Source organism: Salinivirga sp. (assembly GCF_035268865.1).
Lineage (GTDB): Bacteria > Bacteroidota > Bacteroidia > Bacteroidales > Salinivirgaceae > Salinivirga.
Genome location: NZ_DATFKB010000022.1, coordinates 1 through 3,381 on the forward strand (window position 1 = coordinate 1; position 3,381 = coordinate 3,381).

Sequence of the window (3,381 nt, forward strand, 5' to 3'; positions counted from 1 at the left end):
TTACGACACCTATTTTATGAAAAAAATACTCCGCGAGTCCCACATTCGCGTCCATTTAGATCTCGGCGTGGGCGAGGCTGAGGCCATGGGCTGGGGCGCCGATTTGTCGACCGACTATGTCGTTTTCAATTCTGTATATACCACTTGATCCCTTCTTCTTTTTTCTTATTGGGGCCTACCCCCGAGGCTCCGCCTGACGGCGGATCTCGCGGGTCGCTACGCTACGCAGCTCCTTATTCAGTCGGCCCCGTCCCTGTCATTCGCCAGTGCCGGGTCGCCCTTCCTGTGGTCGGGCCTGCTCCGCATCGCTAGTCCAGATTGGGTTTCGAAGCTCCCATGCGGGATCTCTACGTTCCATTCCGGTTTTTTGCTCCCATCCCGTGAAAAATAAAAATCCACCCTCATCCCGCGCTCTGACGCCGGATCTCCTACACCCATACCGTTTATCGAGCAGGAGGTTCTGTGATGAAACCCAATAGAAAAATAATATCAATCTTCGCCCTTTGGAGTTGGAAGGGAGCCGAGGAGAGGGTAAAACCCGCGGCTTAAAAAGATCCTTTGAACCTCTTTTGACTTATTCGTCTCCCGGCCACCACGCACACATACCATTCCTTTTTTAAGGTAAAATCTTATGTGCCCCCCGAAGGTGCTGGTTATATACGGATTCAGTATATATTCAGTACTTTTGGTACGGTTAAAAGTAAGTTAGGTGCAAGCGTAAAAGACGTCCGAGCGAAAGACAAACAACCGACAAAAACTCAACTAATCTTATCCGGCAACTTGAAGCATTAAAAAAAGATTGCTAATAACTGTGATTTTTTGAATGGTCTTGCGAATAATTAGATAAACAAGTTTTACTAAAAAAGTCGTAATATGAAATTTTCAAAAATTTATGCTATTCTAACTTTCCTTTTTTTGGGGAGTACAAGCATTTCTGCTCAAACTATGTTGGAGCAATATTTTGGTGGCAATAGAGATAGTTTAGTAAAAGAAGCTACCAAACTTATCCATACCCCCGAACCAACTTTTAAACCGACCAATCAGCCGACTGAACCAGACTCTGCAACAATAGCCGATATGGGATTTGAGCAGGTTTACAAATCGGAAAACCGCTTTTTTATTGTACGTGACAATAATAAAATCTTTGCTTATAGGTTTGTAAATCAATCTGACAATACAATAATACTTATTCACGGTGTTGGAAGTAATGCTTATTTGTACAACAAAACGGCAGGATTACTGCAAGAAGTGACCCAAGCAGAAGTTTATGCCATTGATTTAAGGGGACACGGACGATCGGAAGGAAAAATCGGTGATGTAAAGTACATTAACCAGTATGTTGATGATTTGGCTGATATTATAAGTACAATCCGTAAGGAGAAGCCCGATGGAAAAATCATTATTGCAGGACATTCAATGGGTGGCGGAGTTGCTTTGGGTTATGCAATGGAAAAGGAATATGAACAACCTGATGGCTTTTTGCTTTTTGCACCATTAATCGGACATAACTCACCTGCCATTCCGCGGGAACAAGCAACCGAAAACATAGCCGAAGAGCCCTTTATGAAAATCCATATAGAGCGAATAATTGGTTTGACTATGCTAAATGAAATTGGCAATCACGATTACGATAGCTTGCCCGTACTGTTTTTCAATTTGCCTGAAGCAGTTCCTTTGAAAAAATATAGCTATCGTGCGAATAAAAGTATGACGCCTGATGATTACGTGGCAGGGTTAAAAGCAGTAAACAAACCAATGCTTGTAATAATGGGTAGCGAAGACGAAGCTTTCTCGGCAGTAGCTACGAAAGAAGCCATTTTGATGAACAGCACAGGAGAAATACAGATAATTGACAAGGCTTCCCACAATGGTGTAAGACATAACACACAATCTTTTAATTTTATCAAAGATTGGTTTTCAAAATTGTAATGGACAAACAAGAGCAACAGCATTTTTTTGAACGTATTATTGAACAACACAAAGGTATTTTGTTGAAGGTTGCCCTTACATACTGCTCAGACGCGGTAGACCGACAAGACCTCAGACAGGAAATGATGATTCAGATTTGGCAGTCTATTCACAAATACAATGACCAGTATAAAATTTCAACTTGGTTGTATCGTATTTCACTGAATGTCGCTATCTCATTTTATCGTAAAAGTTCAACAACAGCAAAGAAATATACCGAGTTGACTGGTCGATTGACAGAAGCCCTAGTGGAAGAAAAATCGGAAAACGAAAGACAGTTGAATTTATTGGAGCAATTTATCAGCGAATTAAAAGAGATAGACAAAGCATTGATGATACTGTATTTGGAAGACAAAAGTCATGCTGAAATTGCAGAAATATTGGGAATGTCTGTAAGCAATGTAGGAACGAAAATAGGTCGTGTCAAAGACAAATTAAAGGCACGATTTTCACAATTAAAATCTTAAAGCAATGAATGAATTGGAATTAAAAAAACTTTGGCAAACCACCAATGATAAATTGGAAGAGAGCTTTGTAATAAATAAAAACAATGCAGATGATATAACCCAAGTAAGGGTTCATAGTATTTTAGGTTCAATGAAACCAATTAAAATATTCACTCTATTGATTGGAATTTTATGGGTGAGTATCGGAATGATTGCTTTGAGTTCAATTTATTTAAACTCATTTTCTGAAGCGAATAAGTTTTTTCTCTTTTCGGCTTCAATCCAGGTGGGTTTGACCGCTATGGCATTGTTTGTTTATCTCTATCAGCTAATTACTATTTACCAAGTGGATATAACTGACCCGATTATAAGAACACAAGAGAAATTAGCAAGCCTAAAAACAACAACACTTTGGGTAACTCGTATTCTCTTTCTTCAACTTCCTGTTTGGACAACCTTTTGGTGGAACGAAACTATGCTAACAGATTGGGGTATTTTGCAATGGGTAGGGACATTGTTTTTTACAATTTCATTTACCGCTATTGCTATTTGGCTATTCTTCAACATTAAATACGAAAACAGAAATAAGAAATGGTTTCAACTCATATTTAGTGGTAAAGAATGGACACCATTAATGAAGTCTATGGAACTGCTGGAGCAGGTGGAAGAATATAAAGAATAAACGCCAGCACCGAACAATGTATATAAAAAAATAGGCGGTTTAGTGCTATATTCAAGGTTTAGTTCTCGTATAAAACTTTGTATTTAACTGAAAATTTAGTGCTTCGAATAGCCTACTTTTCATATACTAACCGTTGTATCAAATAAAAGATAATCATGAATTTCGAACAGATTAAAGAACGAACAAGACCATTAGTCAACAAAGTGTCTCCTGTATCGGAGGGGTCATTAGATCTGATGAGTGACTTGATTGTAGTTGAAGTTTATGAAAAAGGAGATATGTTTA

General features: G+C 38.8%; 5 protein-coding genes. 4 read left to right on the plus strand and 1 reads right to left on the minus strand.

Translation table 11 applies throughout. The features are described from left to right. The first annotated feature begins 16 nt into the window (after nucleotides 1-16). Nucleotides 17-148 carry a bifunctional ornithine acetyltransferase/N-acetylglutamate synthase gene (locus VJ937_RS15675; protein ID WP_414706382.1) on the plus strand — a complete coding sequence of 44 codons (132 nt, stop codon included), beginning with the start codon at nucleotides 17-19 and terminating at the stop codon, nucleotides 146-148. Between the two features lie 108 nt (nucleotides 149-256). On the opposite strand, the gene VJ937_RS01455 is transcribed toward VJ937_RS15675, so the two are convergent. Beyond that, nucleotides 257-493, minus strand: coding sequence for a hypothetical protein (locus VJ937_RS01455; protein WP_324065141.1), 237 nt, complete (start codon nucleotides 491-493; stop codon nucleotides 257-259). A gap of 380 nt (nucleotides 494-873) precedes the next feature. Between VJ937_RS01455 and VJ937_RS01460 the strand changes: the two genes are divergently transcribed. From VJ937_RS01460 to VJ937_RS01470, 3 genes are read left to right on the plus strand one after another with little or no spacing between them, the layout of a single operon-like run. Then, the gene (locus tag VJ937_RS01460; protein ID WP_324065142.1) at nucleotides 874-1,929 is read left to right on the plus strand and encodes an alpha/beta hydrolase; all 1,056 of its coding nucleotides are present in this window, start codon (nucleotides 874-876) and stop codon (nucleotides 1,927-1,929) included. Beyond that, nucleotides 1,929-2,435 carry an RNA polymerase sigma factor gene (locus tag VJ937_RS01465; RefSeq protein ID WP_324065143.1) on the plus strand — a complete coding sequence of 169 codons (507 nt, stop codon included), beginning with the start codon at nucleotides 1,929-1,931 and terminating at the stop codon, nucleotides 2,433-2,435. Before VJ937_RS01460 ends, VJ937_RS01465 begins: the two co-directional genes overlap by 1 nt. Before the next feature lie 4 nt (nucleotides 2,436-2,439). Continuing rightward, nucleotides 2,440-3,096: a hypothetical protein gene (locus tag VJ937_RS01470; protein ID WP_324065144.1), complete on the plus strand. Its 657-nt coding sequence runs from the start codon at nucleotides 2,440-2,442 to the stop codon at nucleotides 3,094-3,096. Nucleotides 3,097-3,381 lie beyond the last annotated feature (285 nt).

What these genes read in the sequence shown, in the direction of transcription:
- VJ937_RS15675 (WP_414706382.1), top strand. Translation starts at nt 17, where the DNA reads ATGAAAAAAATACTCCGCGAGTCCCACATTCGCGTCCATTTAGATCTC.
- VJ937_RS01460 (WP_324065142.1), top strand. Translation starts at nt 874, where the DNA reads ATGAAATTTTCAAAAATTTATGCTATTCTAACTTTCCTTTTTTTGGGG.
- VJ937_RS01465 (WP_324065143.1), top strand. Translation starts at nt 1,929, where the DNA reads ATGGACAAACAAGAGCAACAGCATTTTTTTGAACGTATTATTGAACAA.
- VJ937_RS01470 (WP_324065144.1), top strand. Translation starts at nt 2,440, where the DNA reads ATGAATGAATTGGAATTAAAAAAACTTTGGCAAACCACCAATGATAAA.